Origin of the sequence: Sphingomonas naasensis (assembly GCF_004792695.1) — a bacterium.
Taxonomy (GTDB): Bacteria; Pseudomonadota; Alphaproteobacteria; order Sphingomonadales; family Sphingomonadaceae; genus Sphingomonas; species Sphingomonas naasensis.
The window spans coordinates 1047967-1071541 of sequence record NZ_SRXU01000001.1 but is presented as its reverse complement, the minus strand read 5'-3'; the positions used below and the strand labels follow the sequence as shown (position 1 = coordinate 1071541).

Annotated in this window: 21 protein-coding genes and 1 pseudogene; 4 read left to right on the top strand and 18 right to left on the bottom strand. The window is 62.2% G+C overall.

The genetic code is table 11. The annotated features are described in order from the left end of the window. Positions 1–3: 3 nt before the first annotated feature. Positions 4–1299: a UDP-N-acetyl-D-mannosamine dehydrogenase gene (wecC, locus tag E5A74_RS04940; RefSeq protein WP_135983106.1), complete on the bottom strand. Its 1296-nt coding sequence runs from the start codon at positions 1297–1299 to the stop codon at positions 4–6. Beyond that, positions 1283–2413: a non-hydrolyzing UDP-N-acetylglucosamine 2-epimerase gene (gene wecB, locus E5A74_RS04935; RefSeq protein ID WP_135983105.1), complete on the bottom strand. Its 1131-nt coding sequence runs from the start codon at positions 2411–2413 to the stop codon at positions 1283–1285. Before wecB (E5A74_RS04935) ends, wecC begins: the two co-directional genes overlap by 17 nt. A gap of 102 nt (positions 2414–2515) precedes the next feature. Here wecB (E5A74_RS04935) and galU point away from each other — a divergent pair, with 102 nt between their 5' ends. Then, positions 2516–3391: a UTP--glucose-1-phosphate uridylyltransferase GalU gene (gene galU, locus E5A74_RS04930; RefSeq protein WP_135983104.1), complete on the top strand. Its 876-nt coding sequence runs from the start codon at positions 2516–2518 to the stop codon at positions 3389–3391. A 121-nt stretch (positions 3392–3512) separates the two neighbouring features. On the opposite strand, the gene msrB is transcribed toward galU, so the two are convergent. Further along, on the bottom strand, positions 3513–3962 hold the full coding sequence (msrB, locus tag E5A74_RS04925) for a peptide-methionine (R)-S-oxide reductase MsrB (RefSeq protein ID WP_135983103.1): 450 nt from the start codon (positions 3960–3962) through the stop codon (positions 3513–3515). A 92-nt stretch (positions 3963–4054) separates the two neighbouring features. On the opposite strand from msrB, the gene E5A74_RS04920 reads away from it, so the two are divergent. Beyond that, complete coding sequence (locus tag E5A74_RS04920) at positions 4055–4321, top strand: hypothetical protein (RefSeq protein ID WP_135983102.1); 267 nt, start codon at positions 4055–4057, stop codon at positions 4319–4321. A gap of 111 nt (positions 4322–4432) precedes the next feature. After that, positions 4433–4943, top strand: a pseudogene (locus E5A74_RS04915) (hypothetical protein). Positions 4944–4976: 33 nt separating this feature from the next. On the opposite strand, the gene E5A74_RS04910 reads toward E5A74_RS04915, so the two are convergent. From E5A74_RS04910 to E5A74_RS04885, 6 genes are all read right to left on the bottom strand, one after another. Further along, entirely contained in the window at positions 4977–5456 is a 480-nt protein-coding gene (locus tag E5A74_RS04910) for a WbuC family cupin fold metalloprotein (RefSeq protein ID WP_135983101.1), read from the bottom strand. Beyond that, positions 5453–6643 carry a glycosyltransferase family 4 protein gene (locus E5A74_RS04905; protein WP_135983100.1) on the bottom strand — a complete coding sequence of 397 codons (1191 nt, stop codon included), beginning with the start codon at positions 6641–6643 and terminating at the stop codon, positions 5453–5455. The genes E5A74_RS04910 and E5A74_RS04905 overlap by 4 nt, the downstream gene beginning before the upstream one ends. Positions 6644–6647: 4 nt before the next feature. Further along, complete coding sequence (gene wecB, locus E5A74_RS04900; protein WP_206365762.1) at positions 6648–7778, bottom strand: non-hydrolyzing UDP-N-acetylglucosamine 2-epimerase; 1131 nt, start codon at positions 7776–7778, stop codon at positions 6648–6650. An 18-nt stretch (positions 7779–7796) separates the two neighbouring features. Next, positions 7797–8651, bottom strand: a complete 855-nt coding sequence (locus tag E5A74_RS04895; RefSeq protein ID WP_135983099.1) for a dTDP-4-dehydrorhamnose reductase family protein — start codon at positions 8649–8651, stop codon at positions 7797–7799. 11 nt (positions 8652–8662) lie between these two features. Next, positions 8663–9697 carry a polysaccharide biosynthesis protein gene (locus tag E5A74_RS04890; protein ID WP_135983098.1) on the bottom strand — a complete coding sequence of 345 codons (1035 nt, stop codon included), beginning with the start codon at positions 9695–9697 and terminating at the stop codon, positions 8663–8665. A gap of 100 nt (positions 9698–9797) precedes the next feature. Beyond that, positions 9798–10634 carry a 2OG-Fe(II) oxygenase gene (locus tag E5A74_RS04885; RefSeq protein WP_206365761.1) on the bottom strand — a complete coding sequence of 279 codons (837 nt, stop codon included), beginning with the start codon at positions 10632–10634 and terminating at the stop codon, positions 9798–9800. An 87-nt stretch (positions 10635–10721) separates the two neighbouring features. Here E5A74_RS04885 and E5A74_RS04880 point away from each other — a divergent pair, with 87 nt between their 5' ends. Then, positions 10722–11624 (top strand): hypothetical protein, encoded by a 903-nt coding sequence (locus E5A74_RS04880; protein WP_135983097.1) that lies wholly within the window; start codon positions 10722–10724, stop codon positions 11622–11624. 16 nt (positions 11625–11640) lie between these two features. Here E5A74_RS04880 and E5A74_RS04875 read toward each other — a convergent pair whose 3' ends face one another. From E5A74_RS04875 to asnB (E5A74_RS04835), 9 genes are read right to left on the bottom strand one after another with little or no spacing between them, the layout of a single operon-like run. Beyond that, positions 11641–12774, bottom strand: a complete 1134-nt coding sequence (locus E5A74_RS04875; protein ID WP_135983096.1) for a glycosyltransferase family 4 protein — start codon at positions 12772–12774, stop codon at positions 11641–11643. A 1-nt stretch (position 12775) separates the two neighbouring features. Then, entirely contained in the window at positions 12776–14617 is a 1842-nt protein-coding gene (gene asnB, locus E5A74_RS04870; RefSeq protein WP_166745607.1) for an asparagine synthase (glutamine-hydrolyzing), read from the bottom strand. After that, on the bottom strand, positions 14617–15612 hold the full coding sequence (locus E5A74_RS04865) for a methyltransferase domain-containing protein (protein ID WP_166745606.1): 996 nt from the start codon (positions 15610–15612) through the stop codon (positions 14617–14619). The genes asnB (E5A74_RS04870) and E5A74_RS04865 overlap by 1 nt, the downstream gene beginning before the upstream one ends. 34 nt (positions 15613–15646) lie before the next feature. Beyond that, on the bottom strand, positions 15647–16732 hold the full coding sequence (locus E5A74_RS04860) for a glycosyltransferase family 4 protein (RefSeq protein WP_166745605.1): 1086 nt from the start codon (positions 16730–16732) through the stop codon (positions 15647–15649). 40 nt (positions 16733–16772) lie between these two features. Continuing rightward, positions 16773–18089, bottom strand: a complete 1317-nt coding sequence (locus E5A74_RS04855) for a glycosyltransferase family 39 protein (protein ID WP_135983092.1) — start codon at positions 18087–18089, stop codon at positions 16773–16775. Between the two features lie 13 nt (positions 18090–18102). Then, complete coding sequence (locus E5A74_RS04850; RefSeq protein ID WP_135983091.1) at positions 18103–19557, bottom strand: lipopolysaccharide biosynthesis protein; 1455 nt, start codon at positions 19555–19557, stop codon at positions 18103–18105. 2 nt (positions 19558–19559) lie between these two features. Further along, positions 19560–20657 (bottom strand): glycosyltransferase, encoded by a 1098-nt coding sequence (locus E5A74_RS04845; RefSeq protein ID WP_166745604.1) that lies wholly within the window; start codon positions 20655–20657, stop codon positions 19560–19562. 23 nt (positions 20658–20680) lie between these two features. Further along, entirely contained in the window at positions 20681–21643 is a 963-nt protein-coding gene (locus E5A74_RS04840; protein WP_135983089.1) for a class I SAM-dependent methyltransferase, read from the bottom strand. 13 nt (positions 21644–21656) lie between these two features. After that, the gene (gene asnB / locus E5A74_RS04835) at positions 21657–23522 is read right to left on the bottom strand and encodes an asparagine synthase (glutamine-hydrolyzing) (RefSeq protein ID WP_135983088.1); all 1866 of its coding nucleotides are present in this window, start codon (positions 23520–23522) and stop codon (positions 21657–21659) included. Positions 23523–23575: the final 53 nt, after the last annotated feature.

Below are 23575 nucleotides of genomic sequence, written 5' to 3'. Positions count from 1 at the left end.
CGGTCAGCCGACCAGCCGCAGCGACTCGCCGCCCTGCGGCGCAGGCTGGTCGGGCCAGATCCCGCGGGTGTCGTAGACGCGCTTGTCGACGCGCTCGTCGAGCGGGATCGAGCGGAACACGTCGTGATCGACCAGCACGACGAAACTGCCGCAGGTCTCGATCGCGGCGTCGATGTCGGTCAGCACCGCGCCGGTGCCCTCGAAGCTCGCGGGGAGCGTGGCGGCATAGGGCTCGACGATGGCGACCCGCGGGCCGAAGCGCCTCGCCAGCGCGACCGCGACCTTGAGCGCCGGGCTTTCGCGGAAGTCGTCGATATTGGCCTTGAACGCGAGCCCGAGGCAGGCGACCCGTGCGGCGGGATCGGCCTCGATCATGGCCACGGCCCGGGCGATGACATGCTCGACCTTGCCGTCGTTCACCTCGCGCGCGGTGCGGATCAGCCGCGTCTGCTCGGGCGCGGCGCTGACGAGGAACCACGGATCGACTGCGATGCAATGGCCGCCGACGCCCGGGCCGGGGGAGAGGATGTTGACGCGCGGATGGCGATTCGCCAAGCGGATGACTTCCCAGACATCGACGTCCATCTGATCGGCGACCAGCGACAGCTCGTTGGCGAAGGCGATGTTGACGTCGCGGAAAGCGTTCTCCGCAAGCTTGGTCATCTCGGCCGCCTTGGCGGTGGTGGTGACGCAGGCGCCGCGGACGAAGCGGCGATAGAATTGCAGCGCCTTGCGGGCGCAGCGCGGCGTGACCCCGCCGATCACGCGATCATTGTCGATCAGCTCGACGAGGATGCGGCCGGGCAGCACGCGCTCGGGGCAATAGGCGATCGCGACATCGGCGCTGCCGGTGCAATGGCCGGGAATCTTCAGATCGGGGCGCAGCTGCGCGAGCTGTTCGGCGACCTTCCCGGTGGTGCCGACCGGCGAGGTCGATTCGAGGATGACCACGTCGCCGGGCTTGAGCACGATCGCGACATTGGTCGCGGCCTTGAGGACATAGCCGATATCGGGCGCGTGGTTCTCGCCGAACGGCGTCGGCACTGCGATGACGAAGACATCGGACGGTTCGATCTGGAGCGAGGCGCGGAGATTGCCGCGCGCGACGACGCCCGAAACGAGGCCGTCGAGGTCGATCTCCTCGATGTGCACCTTGCCCGAATTGACCGTGTCGACCACCGAAGGGTGGACGTCGACGCCGAGCACCTTCGCGCCGGTGCGCGCGATCACCGCGGCGGTGGGGAGGCCGATATAGCCCAGGCCGAGGACGGCGACCTTGAGCTCAGAGTCCGAAACCATGTGCGACGATCCCCGCAATCCTCTCTGCGGCATGGCCGTCGCCGAACGGGTTGTGGGCGCGTGCCATGGCAGAATAGGCATGGGGTACGTCGAGGAGGGTTGAGATTTCGGAAACGATCCGCTCGGGATCGGTGCCGACGAGCTTCGCGGTGCCCGCCGCGACGCCTTCGGGGCGCTCGGTGGTCTCGCGCATCACCAGCACCGGTTTACCGAGCGCCGGGGCCTCTTCCTGCACGCCGCCCGAATCGCTGAGGACGATCTCGGCCATGCCGAGCGCGCGGATGAAGTGCGGATAGTCGAGCGGATCGATCCGGGCGATGTTGGCGCGATCGCCGAGCACGCGGTCCATCACCGACACGACATTGGGGTTGGGGTGCATCGGGAATAGCACCGCGGTGTCGCTCCGCGCGGCGATCCGGCCGATCGCGTCGGCGATACCGGCCATGCCGTCGCCGAAATTCTCGCGGCGATGCGTGGTGACGAGGATCAACCGCTTGCCGGCGAAGCGCGCGGCGATCGCGTCGAGCCCGGCGGCGAGCGACGGATCGGCCTCGATGCGGGCGCGGGTGGCGTGGAGCGCGTCGATCACGGTGTTGCCGGTGACATGGATCGTCGCCGGATCGATATTCTCGCGGCGCAGCGCCTCCGCCGCGGTCCCGGTCGGCGCGAAATGCTGGTCGGCGATCGGCGCGACGATGCGGCGATTCACTTCCTCGGGCCAGGGCTGGTAGATGTCGCCCGAGCGCAGCCCGGCCTCGACATGACCGACGGGGATCTTGCGGTAATAGGCGACGAGCGCGCCGACCATCGCGGTGGCGGTATCGCCCTGGACCAGCACGCGATCGGGCTTTTCAGCGTCGAATACCTCGCCGAGGCCGGTGAGCAGGCGCGCGGTGAGCGCGTCGAGCGACTGGCCCGGGGTCATCACGTCGAGGTCGACGTCGGGGACGATGCCGGCGATGTCGAGCACCTGATCGAGCAGCCCGCGATGCTGGGCGGTGACGCAGGTCCGCACCGTCAGATCGCCGCGTCCCTGCAGCGCCTGGACGACGGGGAAGAGCTTGATCGCTTCGGGGCGGGTGCCGAATACGACGAGGACCTTGGGTGCCGACATGGCGCCTGCTTAGCGCGCGAGGCTTAAGAGCGATATAAGCCCCGCGGCACCCGCTTGATCGGAACTTTGGGAACGGGCAAGGCGCGGCCAAGGAGAGCCCGAATGATCAAGCCGTTGCGCAAGGCCGTATTTCCCGTCGGGGGCCTTGGCACCCGTTTCCTTCCCGCCACCAAGGCGATGCCCAAGGAAATGCTTCCCATCGTCGATCGCCCGCTGATCCAGTACGCCGTCGACGAGGCGATGGAGGCGGGGATCGAGCAGATGATCTTCGTCACCGGCCGGGGCAAGAGCGCGATCGAGGACCATTTCGACATCGCCTTCGAGCTCGAGACGACGATGAGCGAGCGCGGCAAATCGCTCGAGATCCTCGACGCGACGCGGCTCAAGCCCGGCGCGGTCGCCTATGTCCGCCAGCAGGAGCCGATGGGGCTGGGCCATGCGGTGTGGTGCGCGCGCGACATCGTCGGCGACGAGCCCTTCGCGGTGCTGCTCGCCGACGATTTCATGGTCGGCAAGCCGGGCTGCCTCAAGCAGATGGTCGAGGCCTACAACAAGGTCGGCGGCAATCTGATCTGCAACGAGATCGTCCCCGACGACCAGACGCATCGCTACGGCATCATCACCCCGGGCGCGCGCGACGGCTCGCTCACCGAAGTAAGAGGGCTGGTCGAGAAGCCGGCGCCCGGCACCGCGCCGTCGAACCTCTCGGTGATCGGGCGTTACATCCTCCAGCCCGAAGTGATGCGCGTGCTCGAAGGGCAGGAGAAGGGCGCCGGCGGCGAGATCCAGCTCACCGACGCGATGGCGCGGATGATCGGCGACCAGCCGTTCCACGGCGTCACCTTCGATGGCGTGCGCTTTGATTGCGGCGACAAGGCCGGCTTCATCCAGGCCAATATCGCCGTAGCGCTCGAGCGCGAGGATATCGGGCCGGCGGTGCGCGGCTTTATCGGATCGCGCTGCAGCGTGGAAGGTTAGGCGAAAGTGGGGCCAATGCGCGCTTTCGCGGCGACGCGCGGCTGACTCTGTCGAGGGGCGGCCGGCAATACCGACCGCCAGAGGCAGGCAGACCAAATCCTACATCGCGAGCGGCGCCGCGTCAGGCCGGCTGCCCGACCTGATCGAGATAGGCGCCATAGCCCTGCGCCTCCATCTCCTCGCGCGGGACGAAGCGCAGAGATGCCGAGTTGATGCAGTAGCGCAGTCCGCCGCGGTCGCGCGGGCCATCGTCGAAGACATGGCCGAGATGGCTGTCACCATTCGCCGAGCGGACCTCGGTGCGGACCATGCCATGCGTCTCGTCGCGCAGCTCGGCGACATTGGCGGGCTCGATCGGTCTGGTGAAGCTCGGCCAGCCACAGCCCGATTCATATTTGTCGGTCGAGGCGAACAGCGGCTCGCCCGAGACGATGTCGACATAGATGCCCGGCGCCTTGTTGTTGAGATATTTGCCGGTGCCGGGGCGCTCGGTGCCGCTCTGCTGGGTCACCCGGAACTCCTCGGGCGACAGCGCGGCGACGGCTTCGTCAGTCTTGCGATATTGAGTCATGCGGATCTCCGTTTCGCATGCCTATGTGGGGTGCGCGATCGCGGCTTCCAATCACGCTGCGCGATCGCGGCGAAAAGCGCTATCGGCGTCGCATGGCGAAGAAGAAACGCTACCTCACGGCCACGCTGCCCGACGGCTATGTCAAGACGATCGGGCCGACCGCGGCGCCGTTCACCCACTATTGGCGGATCGTCGCGCATCTCGGCGGCGGACGCACCGAAGTGTTCTGGGGGCACACCCGCTCGCTGCGCGAGGCGAGCGGCAAGAAAGCGGCGACCGCCGACGCGGCGAGGCAGCGTGGCTGGGAGCGGTACGAATTCGAGATCGTCGCGCTGGTCGAGAGCGGCGAGGCGCCCTAGGTGTCTGGCCCCGGCGATTGATGGTGCATCATCCACGAGTGGCTGGAAGGATGCACTATGGGCTAGGTTCTACACGGGAGCGCCCGCACGACAGAGGCGGTCCGTCGAACGATACAGCATAGTGAAGAGTGCCTGAGAGCGCTGGCCGAGCGTCACGGCGTCAACCTGAAGTGGAAGAAGCGCGGGTCGACGGCCGACCTGCCGACGGGTCCGGCGGACCCAGGATCGACCTCGCTGACGATCGAGGAGGAAGCAGTGGTCGCCTTCCGGCGCCACACGCTGCTGCCGCTGGACGACTGCCTATATGCGCTCCAGGCTACAATTCCCCACCTGACCCGCTTGTCGCTGCACGGCTGCCTTCAGCGCCATGGCATCAGCCGCTTGCCCGAGGTCGATGGCGACAAGGGACTCAGGCGCAAGTTCAAGCCGTACCCATCAGCAGCTCGAAACACACCTCAGCGACTTCATCGCTGCCTACAACGACGCACGCCGCCTCAAGACCCTGCGCGGCCTCACACCCTACGGTTTCATCTGCAAAGCTTGGGCTGAACAGCCACACCACTTCACGGCAAACCCGCATCATCAATTATCGGGACCAAACACCTGGCGCGCGCACCGCTGATAGTGGCTGGTGGACCGTTGCTTTTGGAACGCGTTAGAGCAACCTGAGCATATCGAGATAGGACTGAGCTTCCGGTGATCCCTCAGCGGGCGCCCATGGCGCCGCTTCCTTGGGTGCATCCGGATTGAATGGCCCCGCCTTCATTTCGAGGAGCACCGCTGATTCGGTCAGTGCGATAGCCGTGTGCCATTCGTCAGGAGCTACCTCGATGGCACAGGTGCCGACCGCCTTTTCCGTGCCTGCAGGCCCGATCAGGGTCACCGAAGCAGGCGTACCTTGACTGTCAAATGTCAGCACCTTGAAGACGCCGCTTAGCGCAAATAGCGTCTCTGCCTTCGGATCCTGCCTGTGGCGATGCGGCCGGATATAGGATTGCGCCAGTATCACGTTCAGGAGTCGCTGGCAGGGGTCGGCGTAGCTCGCGTGCAAGTTATGATGCTGGCGAAGGCGGGGCGATTGACGCGCCTGTTCCAGAAGCGAATCAAGCAGCTCGGTGGTGATCGCAGGGATCATTGCGCGAGCCCCCGGACGAGCTGCGCTGCGATCGCGTCGACGGAGAAAAGGCGTTTGGCAAGCGTCCTGCAGCGGCCCACCATGTCCGTGCCGCTTCGTAGCTCCTCTACCATTCCCATTGCCATCTCCGCGAGATCGGCGCCGGTCGGATCGGTCGAAACGCGTCCGACCTTCTCGTAGACGATCAGGTCTTCCAGATCATTTCCCGGGTTGATGCTCGCCAGCACGGGGAGGCCGGCGTGCATATAGGAAATGAATTTTCCGGGGATGTTGTGGCTCTGGTGGCGCGCGTCCAGCGCGACGAGTCCGACGCTCGCCTGGGCATATAGTGCCGGGATTTCGTCCGGATCGATTTCTTCGAAGAAGAGGACGTTGTCGAGCCCACGGCGCTCAGCGTCCGCCTGCAAAATCGGCCCGTCGGTACCCCGCCCGACAAAGGCGAAACCGATGCGCTGGTCGGCGCCTACTTGCTCGGCAAGATCAAGTAACTTGGACATGCCCTGCGCCACTCCCATGTTGCCGGCATAGACGAAGATCGTGCGTCCGGCGAGCGCGGTGGTCGACAGGTCGATGCTGCATTCCCGTGCGGGGGAGTCCGCCAGCCAGTTCTGCAGCACCTCCACGCGATGCGGGCCGGTTCTGCCGCGATGAGTGAAGTAGGCGAGATTACCGGGTGTCTGCACCCCGATAACGTCCGCCACGGAATATTGATACGCCGCCACCGCTTTGAGCGCGCGGTAAACAAGTCCGCGTTTGATCAGACCCATATCGGCCATCCACTCGGGGAAAATATCGCGAAGGATCAGATAGCTGCGACATTTGTCTCGCTTCTTGAGCGCTTTGACCATCGGCCCGAGGAAGATGTTCGGGGAATACCAGGCGACGCCGTCGAACTGGTGGGCGGCTGCCGGGGATTTGCGCAAGTTCCGCAACATCAGAAACGGCATCAGCAACTCGCTGATTGCGCGTCGCGCATAGTTCATATCGCGCGTTGAGAGCGCCCGCAGCCGCACGACTTCCACGCCGCCCTGCATTTCAATCTCCCAAGGCCGGCTCTGCCCTGGTGCCGAGGTGAGGACCGTCACACGATGGCCCTGCCGCACCAGTTCGCGCGAAAGGTCGCGCAACTGGACGGCCCCGGAGGAGCGCATGGGCGGAAACGCATCGGCGATCAGAGCGACATGCATGTGCCTAACTCTGGTAACGCTTCCACACCACGCGGTTCACATAGCCGGTATAGCTGAGGATGATCCGCAGGACTTTTTCGGAGAGGTTGGGCGCGACATAGTCGGCGACTTCGAGCAGCGTGCGATCGACCCCGCGACCTTGGGTCGACAGGATTTCGAGACCCTGCAGCACCCGGTCCAGGTCGAGACCGGTCATCATCACTGCCGCCTGTTCCATCGCTTCCGGGCGCTCATGCGCCTCGCGCAGGTTCAGCGCGGGGAAGTTCATGATCGACGATTCCTCGCTGATCGTCCCGCTGTCTGACAATGTCGCCCGCGCTTCGCATTGAAGCTTCACATAGTCGCGAAAGCCGAGCGGCTTCAGCGCCTGCACAAGCGGATGCAGCGTCGCGCCCGTTGCGTCCAGCTTCTTGCGCGTCCGCGGATGCGTCGAGAGGATGACCGGGAGCTGGTGCTTCTCGGCAACCGCGTTTACGATGTCGATCAGCGCCTCAAACATCCGGTCGGATTCGATATTCTCCTCCCGGTGGGCGCTGACCACGAAGAACTCGCCTGACTTGAGCCCCAGCCGGTCCAGCACGTCCGAGCCGTCGATTGCGGACCGGTGGTGCATTAGCACTTCGTAGATCGGGCTGCCCGTCTTTATCACCTGATCGGGCGGAAAGCCTTCGCGCAGCAGATACTCGCGTGCGATCGAACTGTACGTCATGTTGATGTCGGCGATGCTGTCGACGATCCGTCGATTGATCTCCTCGGGCACGCGCTGATCGAAACAACGATTGCCCGCTTCCATGTGGAACACGGGGATTTTGCGGCGCTTCGCGGGGATCGCCGCGATACAGCTATTGGTATCGCCGAGAATCAGGACCGCGTCCGGCTGGTCTTCCTCCAGAGCTGCGTCGGCCGCGATGATGACCCTGCCGATCGTTTCCGCCGCCGTCTTTCCCGCGGCTTCGAGGAAGCGGTCGGGCGTGCGGATGCCGAGATCTTCGAAGAAGATCTGGTTCAGTTCATAATCGTAATTCTGGCCGGTGTGCACCAGCCGGTGATCGCAATGCTGATCGAGCAGCGGAATAACCCGGGAAAGCCGGATCAGCTCGGGGCGTGTGCCCACAATCGTCATCACTTTGAGCATAACATTCCCCGCTATCGCTCAGCCGAAATCGTGCATGTCGCGGATCATATCGGGCCATGCCGGCGGCATATAACCGGTGGCTTCGCGGAAGCGCGTCGAATCGAGTGATCGATCGATCACCAGCCGGTCGTCAGGCACTATTTCGATCTGCTTGCCATACTCGGCGGCTATCAACCGGAGCAGCTCATATTTCGTGATGGGCGCAGCCGAGACGTGATAGAGGCCGGAGAGATCGAGGCGTGGCAGCACGTAAACGCGCACGATCCGCGCGAGCTCGGCCGTGGGCACACCGCTGAAGATCGCTCGTGTGAAGCCCTTCACGCTGCCGTTTTGACCGAGAAACCATTCGAGCAGGCTCAATCCGCCGCGCAGCTCATGGCCGATGATCGACGTCCGCAGCGTTATGGCGTGCGGCGCGCTGACTTCGCCGAGATATTTGCTGAGGCCGTACACATCACTGGCATCTGGCCGGTCGGACTCGCGGTAGTTCCCGGCAGTTCCCGAGAAAACGCAGTCGGTGCTGATGTGAATGAGGCGCGCGCCCGTAGCTTTGCAGAGCTCCGCGAGCCGGTGCGGCAGCAGCGTGTTGATCGGGACGGCGGCCATCACGCTCTTCGAGTCCTCGATCTGCTTTACCAGACCGACGCAATTGACGACGACATCGGGCTGCGCGGCGGCGAAGATGCGAACAAGGCTGTCGGGAGCTTCGGCATCGACGTCGCCAATGAATCGGAGGGGGAGGGTGGCGGAGAAATGTCGCGCAGCCTCCCGAGAGCGCGTGGCCGCTATAATTTCCAGGTCGGCATCCTCGGCCAGCAGACGCGCCATCGCGTTGCCGAGCATGCCTGTCGCGCCAAGGACAAGAATTCTCATCGTGGCGGAGCCTATACTTCGGGAAGCGTGGTGTCGCCGCGAACCGCGGCCTGCATGAACGGCAGCGACATCAGCAGCTCGCTGGTCTGCGCAAGGTCCAACCTCCGGGTGTTGTGCGAGTTGTAGTCGGGGGCCTCGCTGATGCTCTTCTCGCCTTCTTCGAAATAGGCGCCGTAGTTGAGATCGCGGTTGTCGGGCGGAATGCGATAATAGGCGTCCTGATCTTCAGCGCCGGCCGTCTCCTCGCGCGTCAGCAGCGTCTCGTAGAGCTTTTCCCCATGTCGCGTGCCGATCACGTCGATCGGGTGCTGTGGCTTGCCCAGTAGCTTCCGGATCGCGTCGGCGACGTCGCCCACCGTCGACGCCGGCGCCTTCTGGACGAAGATGTCGCCATTCGATCCTTGGGAGAATGCGTGAAGCACGAGTTCGACAGCTGAATCGAGCGACATCATGAAGCGAGTCATGTTGGGGTCGGTGACCGTGATCGGCCGTCCCTCGTTGACCTGGCGCACGAATAGCGGAATCACCGATCCGCGCGAGGCCATCACGTTGCCGTAACGCGTGCCGCAGATCACACTGTCGGTGCCCTTCAGGAGGCGCGACTTGGCGATCATGACCTTTTCCATCAATGCCTTGGACATGCCCATCGCATTGATGGGATAGACGGCCTTGTCCGTGCTGAGGCAGATCACCCGCGACACGTTATTGGCGACCGCGGCCTCGAGCAGGTTGGCGGTGCCCATGACATTGGTTTGCACCGCCTCCATCGGATGGAATTCGCAGGACGGCACCTGTTTCAATGCCGCTGCATGGAAGACGTAATCGACACCGCGGGTTGCGTTGGCGATGCTCACGGCGTCGCGCACGTCCCCGATGATGAAGCGCAGCTTGTCGTTGCGGTATTTGGCCCGCATGTCGTCTTGCTTCTTCTCGTCGCGACTGAAGATGCGGATCTCACCGATGTCAGTATCGAGGAAGCGGCGCAGCACGGCGCCACCGAAGGAACCGGTACCGCCGGAGACGAGCAGTGTCTTGTCTTTGAACATGGTTCGCCTGATTTGTGAAAGATTAGCGCGCTGATGCAAGTGGGCGCCTATTTTGCTGCGACGGCAATCGGGATCGACCGCCTCCGCGGAAAGCGCCAGGCTATTCGTCGTTGGCCAGCGTGCCCGAGTAGCCCTTGTCGGTAGCGCGCGTCATCCCGAGGCGCTCGCGCGCATAGTTCCGCGCCGCATTGTCGACCAGGCCCAGGGCGCGCCGGATTTTCTGCTCCGGCCGTCCCGTGAATGAAGTAACATGATAATAGTCATCTCCGGTTGGTGATTTTTCGGAGAAGTAATAATTTGATACACAACAGCGCGGCCCCCGGCCTGGCACGACCTGACTCACGGAGTGCCACGACAGCTTGTTCGTTTCCATCAAGACGAGCCGGTTGAACAGCGAAGGGATCGTCACCGGCGAAGTGACCTGATCGTCCCACAATTCAAGGTTTCCGCCATATTCGGGGCGCCATTCGGGTGTCACATAGTAAAGAAGGTTGATCCGGCGATACTTGCTTCGGCTTGATTCGTGGCTGTTGTCTATGTGAGGGTTGAGGAAATCGCCCGGGAACATCATCGAGAGCCCGCCGGCATAAAGATGCGGGTCGGGCTCCATGCCGTCCATCCCTGTCAGTTCTGAAATCCGTTGCGTGACGCGCGGATTCTGCAGGGCATAGGTGATGTCCGCCAGGATCAGCGGATACTGGTCCAAATTCGCCGATGTGCGCTTGTGTTCGCGAAAGGACTTGCGCGTCATGAAGCCCTCGCCGTCACGCGGGAAGGCGGCATGGATGGCCAGCGCAACATCGTCGGGCAAGAGGCTGTCGATCGCGCAGTGACGCGTCCGGGTGCCGCGGTCCGAAGCGTTCCATTCCGTTTCTATCGCTGACGCCTCCGCATCCAGGCGCTGCAGAATGAAATCAATCATTTCGGAACGGTCCACGCCGGGCTCCTCGGGTTAGAGCGACTGGCCATATGCGGCTTTTCTGATAAGCGGTAGCCACAAATGCAACGAGCGTGAGGGCCTTGAATGCTGAAGAAACTGCTGGAGCCGCGTATCTGGCGCCGGATTTACCGTGAACGGATGGGAGAGCCGGTCCTCTACAATCTCGCGTCGGTCTTCGTGCTTCTTTTCGGCAATGTGGTCCGCAAGATCGACTATGATCTGGTGCCGCGCCAACCCTATGCGTTCGGCCTCCAAAAGGCTTTCGAATTCGCCGCTGCCGAGCGGGAACGACTTGGTGTAGGGCGGCTGGTTTTCATCGAGTTCGGCGTGGCTTCGGGCGCGGGGCTGCTCAACATTTGCCGCGTGAGCGAGGCTCTGTCGCGGCACTACGGAATGCCTGCGCGCGTGATCGGGTTCGATACCGGCGCCGGCATGCCGCCTCCGGTCGATTATCGCGATCATCCGGAAAAATATCTCGATGGCGATTTCGTGCCCCATAACAGCGACGCTCTGCAGCAATCATTGCCGGGCAATGCCCATCTCATTTACGGCCCCATCGCAGAGACCGTTGGCAGCCTGGACACGCAGCTCGAACCGGGGGATGTCATCGGCTTCGTTTCGGTGGATGTCGACTATTGGTCTAGCACCATCGACTGCCTGAAGCTGTTCGATAACGAAAAGCTGGTCTTCCTACCTAGAACGCCGGTCTATTTCGACGATGTGAACAATATCGACCATAGTATTTTCGCTGGTGAGCTGCTTGCTATCAACGAATTCAACGAATCCCACGATCGCGCAAAACTTTCGAAGATGAACCAGATCCGAAACTGGCGAATATTCAAGAACGCGTTGTGGCTCGATCAGCTATATTGGTATCTTGACCTTTCGCACCGGTACTTCACGCGTGATTATCACGCGGATCGCGCGCGTACCAAGCTCTCCAATCCCTATCTGGGAATGAAGAGCGAACACCATGTCGGCGATTGAGGCTCGTCCTGCGCGGTCAAATGTCGCCGCCTCCGCAGCGGATGATCGCTTCCCAGGTGGCTGCAGCCGTCTTGGGCCAAGAATAGCGCGCTGACCGTTGATGGGCGGCCTCGGCGATCCGCTCGCGACGAGCTGAATCGTCGAGTAGCCGGGCAAGCGCCTCGGCTATGCCGCTGACGTCGTAGGGTTCAACATAGTCGAGATCCGGCCCGCCGAGCTCCGGCATGGGCTCGCGCGCCGACACCAGCAACGGCGTGCGGATCGCCATCAATTCGAGCAGGATGTTCGGGCAATTCTCGCACGACGACAGGAAGACGTTGAGCGTCGCGCGACGCGTGAGGTCGGAAATCTGGTCGTGCGGGATGTTGCCCAGCACGATCACTTCGCGCTCGAGGCCAAGCTTGGTAATCGCTGCGCGAACCTCGACGCCGTACCGGGGGTTCTCGGGGCCAGCTAGTACGAGCTTTTCAGCGCGGGGAGATCTGGCAATCAGCCTTCCCCAGGCTTCGACGAGCTCGACCTGGGCCTTGTATACGTCCAGGATCGACAAATAGAGGACGAACCGGTCGGGCAACTGCGCCGCGATCGTCGGCTCCAGTTGCTGCGTCGTAGGGGCGGTGCCATGCGGAATGACAACCGATGCGCCCCGCCGCCTGGGGATTGCGGCGTCTATGACCCGTCGCGCATATTCGGAGATGAAGATCACCAGATCGGCGCGCCGGAATGCCCAGCTCTGGATGTGACGCAGCAGCCAGACTCTAAGCCGCGTCCAGCCGAAGTGGAAACGTCGGCTCGCCTCCACGTCGAACGGGACCATGTTGCGGAAGGCGACAATCCGGCGCGTGTGCGGTGGCAATGCCAGGTCGAAGCTCCCCCCGGGAAAATAGACCGCATCGAAGTCGTGCCGCAATGGCCAGAACAGGCGGAAATAGAGGTATCCGAACAGAAAACGGGTGATGGGCCGGACGGTCCATGCAGGCGCCTGCAACCACTCGACGTTGTCGCGCGCGGGCAACCCCTCGATGGGCGCGGCCGAGAGGATATAGAGGCGGTGCCCTGCCTCAGCCGGAAAGTGGCCGACGATATGGCGGAGATAGGTGAGGCCGCCGCCGCGCCGGGCGGACAGTGCGCTTAGAAGTATCTTGGTCATGCTATTCCATCGTCACGCGATATTCGCGCCGCCACATCTCGAGCATCGCGAGCGCGTAGACCTGTTGGGCCATGTTCACGCTTTTGTCCTGCCGCAGGAAATGGCGGACTCCGGCCGGATCGAGAAGTCCGTCGCCGGCGCCTGCGGCGAGATCCTCGAGCAACGACGCCCATGGCCCGCGCAACCATGCGGCGAGCGGAATCGAGAAGCCCTGTTTGCGATGTGAATCGAACCAGTCGGGAAGGCGCCTCCGCGCAAGGCTGCGCAGCAGAAGCTTGCGTCTATTCCCGTCCGTCCGCTGGTGCGGGGCCAATCTGCCGAAGGCGAACTCGATGATCGCGGGGTCGAGCAGCGGCGCGCGAAGTTCGAGTGAGGTGAGCATGCTTGCGCGATCCACCTTCACCAATATGTCGTCGCACATATAGGTCTGGAAATCGAGCGCCATGGCACGGTCGCGCGGTTCATGACGACCGGCCATGAGCGCGGCGCGATAGTGTTCTGCCGCTCCCGCTGTGTCGCCGATTAGCGCGCGGCGCTGTCGCGGCTCCGCCAGCCGGGACACTGTGAGCGCGGGATCATATGGGTCGACCAGCCGAAGCGCCATTTTGCGCAGCGGAAAGCCGTAAGGGAGCAGTTTTGCCGCGGGACCCGACATACCCAGATGATGCAGCCCCAATCGCCGGAATCGGGCGATACGCTGTGCCCAGCCATATTGGCGGTAGCCTCCGAACAGCTCGTCGCCGCCATCGCCCCCAAGCGCGACGCGCGCCTTGCTTCGTACCAGCCGGCTCACCAGGAAGGTCGGAATCATCGAGCTGTCCGAAATCGGCTCGTCGAACTGCGCCGCGAGACTGGGGAGCAGATCAGCGGTATCGGCCTCCGCGGAAAGTTCGACATGCTCGGTGCCAAGTTCACCAGCCAGGCGCCGGGCGATCGGGCTTTCGTCGAAACCGGGATGATCTGGGAAACCAATCGTAAATGTCGTCACTTTAGAGGAAACGCGCGCCGCCGTCGCGGCGACCAAGCTGCTATCGAGGCCGCCGCTCAATAGCACCGCCACCGGGACGTCGGCATCGAGCTGACGACGCACCGCCGTATCGAAAAGCGGTTCGAAAGCGTCCAGCAGCGCTTCCATGGGCTCGGCGACGCCCCCCTTCCATTGCGGAAGATGCCAATAGGGCTCTACTTCGAGGCGGTCGGCGGCGATGTCATAGCGAAGCTTGTGTCCGGCTGGCAGCTTTGCGTAGCCCGTCAGCATGCAGAGCTCGCGCGGAACATAACCATAGGCGAGAAAGTGATCGAGCGCGATGGGATCGGCCTTCCGCGGCATTTCGGGATGCGCCAGAATCGCCTTTAGCTCGGACGCGAATATCAGCCGTCGGTCCGCATGCCGATAGAAGAAGGGCTTTTCACCAGCCCGGTCCCGCGCTGCGAACAGCTTTCGCGCTTCTCGATCGTAGATCGCAAAGGCAAACATCCCCGACAGCCGATCCAGCGCTGCCTCGCCCCATTGTTGATAAGCAGCAAGCAACACTTCGGTGTCGCTCGTGCTGCGGAATGCCCAGCCCAGCTCGCGCAACGTCTCGCGCAGTTCGTGATGGTTATAGATCTCGCCATTGTAGGTGATCACGAGTCTGCCGTCGTGGGAGGGCATTGGCTGATGGCCCCCAGCGCTTAGATCGACGATCGCGAGGCGACGATGGCCAAGTCCGACGAGCCCGTCGTCGGAGTGCCAGATGCCTTCGCCGTCCGGGCCGCGGTGCGCCATCGTATCGCGCATCGATACGAGCTGGTGCATCGAGACTGGCGCACGCGACGACAGATACCCCACGATTCCGCACATCAGCGGCGACTTCCAGTCGGTTTGATGCCACGCCCCACAAAGAAGCCCTTGTGAAACGTCACGATGTCTTCGAAGCCCGACTTCTCGAACCATCCCCGCAAAGCAGCCATGGATTGCGGCTGGTCATAGGCGGGCGCCCACATATCGAACGTGTCCAGCAACGCCCATTCCCGCTGCTGCCGAGGATCGAGAGGATAGTCCCCTTCATAGTTTACGACCGGGATCAGATAACGAAGATAGTGGCCGAGCCGGGGAATTCTTCCGACGACCTGGCTCACCGGATAGAGGATCGGGAATATCTTCTCCACGAGGCGGTACGAACGCTCGGCGCTCAGCTGCCTGGTTAGAGGACGGATCCAGTATTTGACGAAGAAGATGTTTTTCCAACCCGCCGGGTAGACGTCGACGGCGAGCCTGCCGCCCGGCGCCACGATGTCGGCAAGCTTGCGGAAGCTGATTGCCGGGTCCGGGGTGTGCTGGATGACCCCAAGACAATAGGCCAGCGGGAAGGTGTTTGGCGCAAACGGAAGGGCATTGATGTCGGCCTGAATGAAGTCGATGTCGCCCTTGTCGCGCAGATTGGCGCGTGCGGCGTCGATCGCGTGCGAAAAGTCGATTGCGATCACCCGTGCACCGCGTTTGAGGGCGACTTCCGCGAAACGGCCCGCGCCACAGCCCGCGTCGAGCACCAGCCGGTCGGCCAAATCTGCTTCGCGCCAGCCGGTATATTGATCGAACCTGTTTTCGGAGATCGGGTGCCCGCTATGGCTGTCCAGCTGGGTCTTGCTGAACATGTTCCACTGGACTCCAAAATTGTGCGCATAATTCTCCGCGGGAACGAAGCGGGCGACGCCGCCTGTCAGCGGATAAGTCGCAGCGCACTCCTTGCAGCGCAACGTCCCGGTTTCGACATCGTCGGCCGTTTCATTGGTCTCCAGTGCCAGGGATGCACTGCATTTGGGGCAGCGAAGGATGTCGAGTGTCGACTTGCGCATGTTCCTCCTTAATGTCGAATGCAGACGGCGTGGCTTACGCCGCGCGAAGCGTCCCGAGTTTCTCTTGCAGCGCATCGAAATGCGTCGGGACCTTCTCAATCACGCTGAGCACGGTATCGAGGCCGCGCGCGCCGATCCGTTGCCTGAGTTCCCGATCCCTCGCTAGCTCACGAACGGCAGCCGCGATCGCGTCGCTGTCGTTGACCGGTATCGCGAGGCAATTCTCGCGGTCCTTCATGACGGCCGGGATGCCGCCGACCATCGTCGTGATGATGGCGCACGATTTCAACATCGCTTCATACAGGACGCGCGCGAAGCCTTCGTGGTGCGAAGGGAGAATAAAGATATCCGCGGCGTCGAACGCGTTCATCACGGCGGCGCGATCGGTGACTTCTCCGGCGAGATGGACTGGTAGTTCGCGCGCATCGGCCAGCTCGCGCGCGAGCGGCTCTCCCAAGGCGCCAAGGCCGATGAGCGACATTTCGAAGTCAAGGCCTTCTGCGTGGAGCGTTTTCGCGGCCTCGATCAACTCAGGGACGCCTTTCTCCGCGTCGATCCGCCCGACGAACAGGAGTCGGAGCCGCGATCCCGCCTCCGACGGCAGACCGCGCCGATGAGCTTCCCCAGCATCGAGGTCGCGCGAGGACCGCACCACCGTCACATCCCGATTGAAGGCCTCGGCCTCTCCCGCCAGCGTCTCCGAAACCGTCATCACGAAGCGCGCCTTTCGCAGCACGCGGCCGTCAATTCCCTCCTTGTTTCCCAGCTGTCCGCCGCGGAGAAATACGCCGTAGGGTTTGTCTAAAAACAGACATAGCCGGGCAATCAGCTTGGGCAGCGTGCCCGGGTAAAACAAATAGATCAGGTCCGCGCGCCAGAAAGCCCACAGCAATCGGATCGCCCCCTGCAGGATTTTGGCTGCGCCGCGGTCGAGCCCGATCGTCGTGACCCGGCGCGGCGAGAGGATGTAGCCATAATAGTTGAGGCCAGCGGCGACGGGTTCCACCGGTTGAGCGAAGCTGAGTTGCGCGATCTCCGCGAGATCATCGAGCAGATGCCCGCACCCGCGGTCCACATGATAGGAACCGTCATCGCCGATGCCGCTCGGCCCGTTACCCACAACGAATAGCCGCGGCTGCCTTTGTCTGGTCCTCATTGGGTCAGCCACGCAGGAAATGAAGGGCGAGATAGGCAAGCGCCGCAGCAGCGAAGGTAGCGTAATAGTGCAGAAAGAAGCGCGTCGACGCATTCGCCACCGCGACCTCGCGTTGCGAGCGGGCCCACCAATATCCGATCGATGGATAGATGAAGAAAAGGGCCTGGCCGCCGTACCGCGGGATCAGGCCGCCGTAAATGACCGCAATAACGAGGAAATAGACGAGGCCGGCGAGAAGGAGCCTGGTCAGCAATGGCGTGGTGACCTGTCGAATTCGAAGCACCGCGAAAAGAAGCCACGGGAGGACAATCCCGAACCAGAGGATATTGAGATTGCGGAAGAAGAAGGTTGCGGGAAGGTCGTCTACGAATTGCGAGCTCCACACGTCGAATGGGAGCAGCACCTGGACTGCAGCTGGAATCGGAAAGAGCAGTATCTTGGCGGCAAATGGAAGAAGGATGTAGTATCCGATTACTTGTCCGGCAATTCCGGTAAGATCGAGATCTCCTTGCCCGAAGCGCGCGGTGATGACATTATTCTCGGTGACTGAACTCACCAGGAAGTTGCTGTCCAACTCATAGATGGTGAACTGGCGCGCGAAAGGCGCGATCACGACGAGCACCCCAAGAAAAACGATAAGAAGATGCGCGCGCTTCTTGAGCAACTGCGTGCCAATGAAGGCGAAGAGAATGACGATAAACATGAGCGCTGTCGCGCGCATGGAGATGATCAGCCCCAAGGCCACCACGGCATAGGCTATGGCGCCAACTCCTACCCGGTCTTCGCGAAACATCTTGGTGATCGACAGCAGGATGAGGGCGAAGGCCAGCGAGAGCGCCGGCTCTTTCAGTAGTACCAGCGAATAGAAGATGTGCGGCGTCGTCAACATACAGGCCAGCGACGCCAGAAAGGCCGCCTTGGGCGAGCTCGTCAGGAGTAATGTCGCGCGGTAGAGACAGGTAATCGCCAGAAGCAGGAAGATCGCATTTGCGATCAGCCCCGTCAGGAGCGTCGGCGAGAAAATCAAGAACAATATGGCGAGGATCAGCTGATAGCCGAGATAGTTAGAGCGGATCAGCGCCTGGAAGTTCGTTATGCCGTCCTGAACCAGGATCTGTGCCTGTTCGAAATATCCCTCGCCGTCGCTGCCCCCCAGATACGGGTGCATCCAATCGCTGCCGATGATGCTCGTGTTCGCGGTGACCGCGACGCCGATTGCGACAAACACCCCGTACAGGATCAGTGCGTTGGTGAACGCCGTGCTACGCTGCCCGCGTGCGAGCAGGAACGCAGCGCCCGGGATCATGATCAGGCTGATCAAAAAGTTGAGCACGTTAGTCGTTCGCTCCCTGGCGGCGCAGATGATATTTGGGGACCAGTTCGATCAGGTGCCGCCGCTCTTCGGCGTCCAAAACCAGCGTCCAGCCGCATGCGAGCACGATCAATGCGCCGCCCGCGGCGGCAAACATGGTGGCGTCGGGCGCCAAAGGCTTGGCCAACTCCGCCCCGATGCCGAGCAGCAGGCCGAGCATCGCCACAAGCAGAATGCGGTTGCCGTGCCATTCGATCGGATGGGCGGATTGGGCGAGGCGATACTCGACCAACGTCTTGACAGAAAATGAGATAACCGTCCCCCATGCCGCGCCTGCGATGCCGTACATATGCGTCAAAAGCGGGGTGAGTAACAACGCCAACGCGGTCATCACGCCGTAAGTGATCAGCTTGAGGTGGCTTTTGAGCGAGATGTCGATGCCAACCTGGGCGATGTCGCCCAAGCCTTTGACAACCAGCCCGAGGCAGATGGGGAATACCGCGGTTCTCCCGTCGAGAAATTCGTTCGTAGTCAGTATCTTGAGCAGCGGAACGGCAATGGCCGTCACCGCGAGCGCCGCCGCGACGCCAAAGATCGCGAAGAGCTTCAGGACCAGTCGATAAATGCCTTCGGCGCCCGGCTCGCGGAAATGTGAGAATGCGAACGGAACCCAGACGATCTGGAAGGCGCTGATCGGCAGCGTGAGAAGGATCGCGATGCGGCCGGCCGCGGCATAACGGCCGAGATCGGACTCGGTAAGGAGCGAGACGATCGATTGCCGTTCGATGAACGGCATGATGGCGTTAAGGGCGCAGATGATCCCGATAGGCCATCCGTAGCGGAGCATCGCGCCGAGTCCCTGCCGGTCCAGCGTGAGCCCGAACATCCCTTTCGTGGCATAAGCGCCATGGAGGACGGTCGCGAGGCGTGCGGCAAAGAAGATGGCGAGGACTTCCCCGGCGGAGGGGCTGCGGCTCAGGCATATCCAGGCCAGGAGCGCCATGGTGAGCAGAGTCTGGCCGACAGTGGAAATCAGATAATTATACTTGTCGTCATTCCAGATCATTAAATACTGGATATGCGAGATCAACGCCGCCAGCGCGGCCTGCCAGAACACAAGTCCAAGAAGCATCCCCTGCGGATAAGGTAGCGCCCCAAACATGAAAATACCGGCAGCGAAAAGGAGTGCCATGGGAACGGCTTGGATGGACACGATCTGGGACATCGTGCGCCGCTTTTCGATCAGATTGTCCGATTGAAAGTAAAATCGATTACCGACGGAGTCCAAGCCAAACACGGCAACGGCTGCGACAAGGTTAACTATCGTAACATAATAGTCCAAGGTGCCGAATTGCTCAGCGCCCATCGCTTTCGTCAGGATGGGGAATGTAACAAGCCCTGAAACCCGTGAAAGGACGCCAGAGACCCCATAGACGCTCATCCTTTTCAAAAGGAATCGGATATTGCCGGCAACCATCCTTATCTTCCCGAAGCGGAAGCGATGGAGTCGGTCAGGGCTCGCCAATCCTGCCTTACCACATCGGCGGAAAGGCGTGTCCGCACTGCGAGCGCACGCATCGCCAACCGTGCGCGGAGCGCGTCGTCCGCGATCAGCGTCTCGAGAGCGGCCGCGAGCGCTTCGGCGTCGTTCACCGGAACGAGTATCCCGTTCTCGCCTTGGGTGATGATTTCTCCGGGCCCGTAATCGCAATCGGTCGAGATGGCCGCGCAACCCATGGCCATCGCCTCGATCAATGCATTGGGGAATCCTTCGAAACGCGAGGCGAGGGTGAATATGCTGCTGCGCGCCAGGATCGCATCGACATCCTCTGTGAAACCGAGGAAATCGACCGCGCCCTCGAGCCCGAGGTCCAACGTCAACGCCTCGAGATGGTCGCGTTCCGGACCGTCCCCCAGCAATGCCAGGCGCCAATGCGGATTTTGCCGATGCACGGCGGCAAAGGCGCGGATGAGGACGGCATGCCCCTTATATTCGAAGAAGGAGCCAACGCAGGTGATCAGCGGCAACCGATCGGTCATTGGTAAAGGATCGGGAAGGGGCGTTCGAATCATGTTCGGAATGATTGTCGCCCGGGTTCCGCACTGGGCGAGGCACCACTCGGCAACGCCTTGGGTCTGGACCACGATGGCCGCCGCGCGGCGATAGGCCGCAAGGGCCAGGCGCCGCCAATGTGGCTTGAGCGCAAACATCTCTTCGGGATTGGTTCGAATCGAGGCGACGACAGGATGACCGGTCAGTCGCGCGACATGCATCACCAGAATGTTCGACACTTCGGAAAAACTGATGATCACATCCGGGTTGAGCCGCCAGATCAGTCGCAACGCCCTCAGCCATGAGGCGGCGAGAGCGAGGCCCCAGGCGACTTTGCCTCCTCCGGGCTCGCGTTTGCGCAAATGGACGCGCGTGACGAGCGGCGACAAAACATATCTGTCGGGGACTTCAGCGGATGCCCAACTAGCCAGCCAGACGCGCTCTCCATCCGCCGCGAAGCCGTTGGCAACTTGCGCGAGCTGCCGCTCGGCACCGCCACCGCCGAGGCTTTCATTGACGAGCAAAATGGATCGCGAGGGTCGTGGCATCAGGCATTGGTCGCCGACGCAACTGCCTTGATGGCTCGCCCGACATAACCGGTTCCGCCCACGAACACTTCGATGTCCGTGAGCTTTGCTTGCTCCAGCAGCGCCTGATAGCTCCGTCGAGTGACGTGCCGCTTGAAGTGATCGGTGTTGCGATCATGCGTATCCAGGCGCGACCATTCGTAGAGCGTATCCTTTGGAAGGTCGAAGTCCCCATAGTAGAAATTGATCGGCGACACGCGGCGCAGCAGCAATTGCGCCAAGCGATTATTCCGCACGCTCCAATGGATGGGAAAGAAGATTTTGGTCAGCTGATCGGTGACGTCGATCTGGCGCGCCGGAGAAAGCCTTTTGATTACGGCCCACCACGGCAAATAGAGCGATGTGAAATTGCCAAGGTGCCATTTATAGTGGTCGGTCACCAATTGTCCGCCCGGCTTCAGGACGCGGGTCAACTCGGTCAGGCTCGCAAGGGTGCTTGGCGTATGTTGCAGCACGCCGAGGCACACGACTGCATCGAACGTGTCGTTGGCAAAGGGAATGTGCCGGATGTCCGCCTGAAAAAGCGTCAGGCGATCATGGGACCCGTTATTTTCGAAGTTGGCCTCGACGGCGCTGCTGTAGTCGAAGGAATAGACCAGCGCGCCATGCTTGAGGAGAATCTCGGTGAAGCGGCCGGCGCCCGAGCCCGCTTCCAGGACCCGCTTGCCGGCCAGTTCGGAAAGGTCGCATCCGAACGCAATCCGCAGTCGATCTTCGGTGATGGTTGTGTCGGTGGCACTGTCCAGCTGCGTTCGCTTGAACTTGTTCCACTGCAGGCCGAAGGCTTCGGCATAATTGTCCGAGGCGACAAAGCGGGGAATGTCATGCAAAATCGGGTAGGGGCGCGCTCCGCCGATCAGAGCCGAACCTTCCCGACGCAGGGCCGCGCCGGTGGTCGGGCAGATAAAATGACCCAGATCCATCACGTTCCTCGAATTAACTGTGTAGCGGGAGCTCTACGCCGTGCTGACGCCGCCACTCCTCGAATAGCGTCAGGCCGAAAAGCTGCTCGCGAACTTGACGCCCTTTGTCCAGTCCCGCGAACAGACTCGCGACTTCGCTCCGCGAGAATGCCGAATCCGGATCGTACAGGACTTGCTCGACATGGGCGCGCCAGGGGCCGGCCCGCAGCCAGCGATCCAAGGGAATGGTGAAGCCCTGTTTGCGGACCGCGTCGAACCCGGCAGGGAGAACGCGTTTCGCTAGCTGGCGCAGGATGATCTTGCGTGCCTTGGGTGTCGCCTTCAGTGACGAAGGAACCCGGCCATAGGCGAATTCAATCACCTCGCGGTCGAGGAAAGGCGCGCGGATCTCGAGCGAATTCAGCATTGAGGCCCGATCGACTTTGACCAGAATGTCTTCAGCCATATAGTTGGCAAAGTCATAGCGCGTCATGCGCTGCACGGCATCCGTTTCAGCCGGAACCCGCCCCGCCCGCACGGCTTCCGCAGAAATGGGTGGCTTGCGTTCAATCAGGCCCGATCGCGCCTTTTCATCGAGCTGGATGGAGATCGGAGGCAGATCCCCCGTCAGGTCGGTGCCGAGCATGCGCAGCGCGCTGCGCATGCGGACTCCCGTAGGCAAGAGGTGCGTGGCGGCGCTCGCGAGCAGGCGCCTCGGCCACAAAGGTGTGTACCGCGAGACTTGCTCGAGCCGCGCCACCCTGCTGGCGCTGTAATAGCCGCCGAAGAGCTCGTCCCCGCCATCGCCGCCGATCGCAACCTTGCAATGTCGCGCGATTTGTTCGGACACCAGATAGGTCGGGATCATCGAGGAATCGATGATCGGCTCGTCATATTGGTAGGCCATTTTGGTGAGAATGTCCGGCTGGGGCATGTCCACAGCCAGAACCGTGTGATCCGTCGCGAAGTGATTGGCGACGAAGGCGGCATGTGCGGTCTCGTCGACATCGGCATATTCGGGAAAGCCGACGGTGTAGGTCTTCAGGCGTCCGCCAGCGCGCACGGCCAGAGCCGTGATGAGGCTCGAATCGACGCCGCCGCTGAGCAGCAGCCCGACCGGCACGTCCGCGACGAGCTGCCGCCGCACAGCACCTGTGAGCAGCGCTTCGAGCTCCTCGACCAACGCTTGCGAGTCTGGAGAGGCGCCCCCCGCATAGGCGGGAAGATCCCAGTAGCGCCAGGTCCGCGCGGTGCCGTTGGCGCAATTGAATTCGAGCGCGTGCGCCGCCGGCAGCTTGGACACGCCGGCGATCAGGCAGCGATTGCCGGGAACATAACCAAGACCGAGATAGCAATCGAGCGCGGCCGGATCGACAACGCGCTCGAAATCGCGATCCGCGAAAAGACCCTTGAGCTCCGATGCGAAGCGAAGCTCGCCGTCGCGGAGACGGTAAAAAAGCGGTTTCTCACCGGCGCGATCGCGTGCGAGGATCATCCGATTTTCCCTGACGTCGTGCAAGGCGAGTGCGAACATGCCGTCGAGCCGCGTCAGGAAGTCGCGACCCCACTGGCGATAGGCGGCCAGAACCACTTCGGTATCGGATGTCGAACGGAAGCGATGCCCCAATGCCTCGAGTTCGGCCCTCAACTCGATGTGATTGTAGATCTCGCCATTATAGGTCAGCCACAAACTGTTATCGGCGATCGCCATCGGCTGATGACCCAACGGGCTCAGATCGACGATGGCGAGCCGGCGATGCGCGAACATCACGCGGCGATCGTCGGACGTGTATGTGCCCGCGTCGTCCGGGCCGCGATGGATCAGCGCATCGCGACCGACGAGCATCCAGGGCAGCTCGCCCAAGGGGCGGGTAGATCCAATACCAATGATGCCGCACATCTTCCGGAGCTTCTTCGTTGAGGCTGAAACAGTGGTTCGCGTCTGAACTGTGG

What these genes read in the sequence shown, in the direction of transcription:
- E5A74_RS04910 (WP_135983101.1), bottom strand. Translation starts at nt 5,456, where the DNA reads ATGATCCCTGCGATCACCACCGAGCTGCTTGATTCGCTTCTGGAACAG.
- E5A74_RS04890 (WP_135983098.1), bottom strand. Translation starts at nt 9,697, where the DNA reads ATGTTCAAAGACAAGACACTGCTCGTCTCCGGCGGTACCGGTTCCTTC.
- E5A74_RS04850 (WP_135983091.1), bottom strand. Translation starts at nt 19,557, where the DNA reads ATGGTTGCCGGCAATATCCGATTCCTTTTGAAAAGGATGAGCGTCTAT.
- E5A74_RS04905 (WP_135983100.1), bottom strand. Translation starts at nt 6,643, where the DNA reads ATGCATGTCGCTCTGATCGCCGATGCGTTTCCGCCCATGCGCTCCTCC.
- E5A74_RS04840 (WP_135983089.1), bottom strand. Translation starts at nt 21,643, where the DNA reads ATGGATCTGGGTCATTTTATCTGCCCGACCACCGGCGCGGCCCTGCGT.
- E5A74_RS04880 (WP_135983097.1), top strand. Translation starts at nt 10,722, where the DNA reads ATGCTGAAGAAACTGCTGGAGCCGCGTATCTGGCGCCGGATTTACCGT.
- wecC (WP_135983106.1), bottom strand. Translation starts at nt 1,299, where the DNA reads ATGGTTTCGGACTCTGAGCTCAAGGTCGCCGTCCTCGGCCTGGGCTAT.
- asnB (WP_166745607.1), bottom strand. Translation starts at nt 14,617, where the DNA reads ATGTGCGGAATCGTGGGGTATCTGTCGTCGCGTGCGCCAGTCTCGATG.
- msrB (WP_135983103.1), bottom strand. Translation starts at nt 3,962, where the DNA reads ATGACTCAATATCGCAAGACTGACGAAGCCGTCGCCGCGCTGTCGCCC.
- wecB (WP_135983105.1), bottom strand. Translation starts at nt 2,413, where the DNA reads ATGTCGGCACCCAAGGTCCTCGTCGTATTCGGCACCCGCCCCGAAGCG.
- E5A74_RS04865 (WP_166745606.1), bottom strand. Translation starts at nt 15,612, where the DNA reads ATGCGCAAGTCGACACTCGACATCCTTCGCTGCCCCAAATGCAGTGCA.
- E5A74_RS04920 (WP_135983102.1), top strand. Translation starts at nt 4,055, where the DNA reads ATGGCGAAGAAGAAACGCTACCTCACGGCCACGCTGCCCGACGGCTAT.
- wecB (WP_206365762.1), bottom strand. Translation starts at nt 7,778, where the DNA reads ATGCTCAAAGTGATGACGATTGTGGGCACACGCCCCGAGCTGATCCGG.
- E5A74_RS04895 (WP_135983099.1), bottom strand. Translation starts at nt 8,651, where the DNA reads ATGAGAATTCTTGTCCTTGGCGCGACAGGCATGCTCGGCAACGCGATG.
- galU (WP_135983104.1), top strand. Translation starts at nt 2,516, where the DNA reads ATGATCAAGCCGTTGCGCAAGGCCGTATTTCCCGTCGGGGGCCTTGGC.
- asnB (WP_135983088.1), bottom strand. Translation starts at nt 23,522, where the DNA reads ATGTGCGGCATCATTGGTATTGGATCTACCCGCCCCTTGGGCGAGCTG.
- E5A74_RS04875 (WP_135983096.1), bottom strand. Translation starts at nt 12,774, where the DNA reads ATGACCAAGATACTTCTAAGCGCACTGTCCGCCCGGCGCGGCGGCGGC.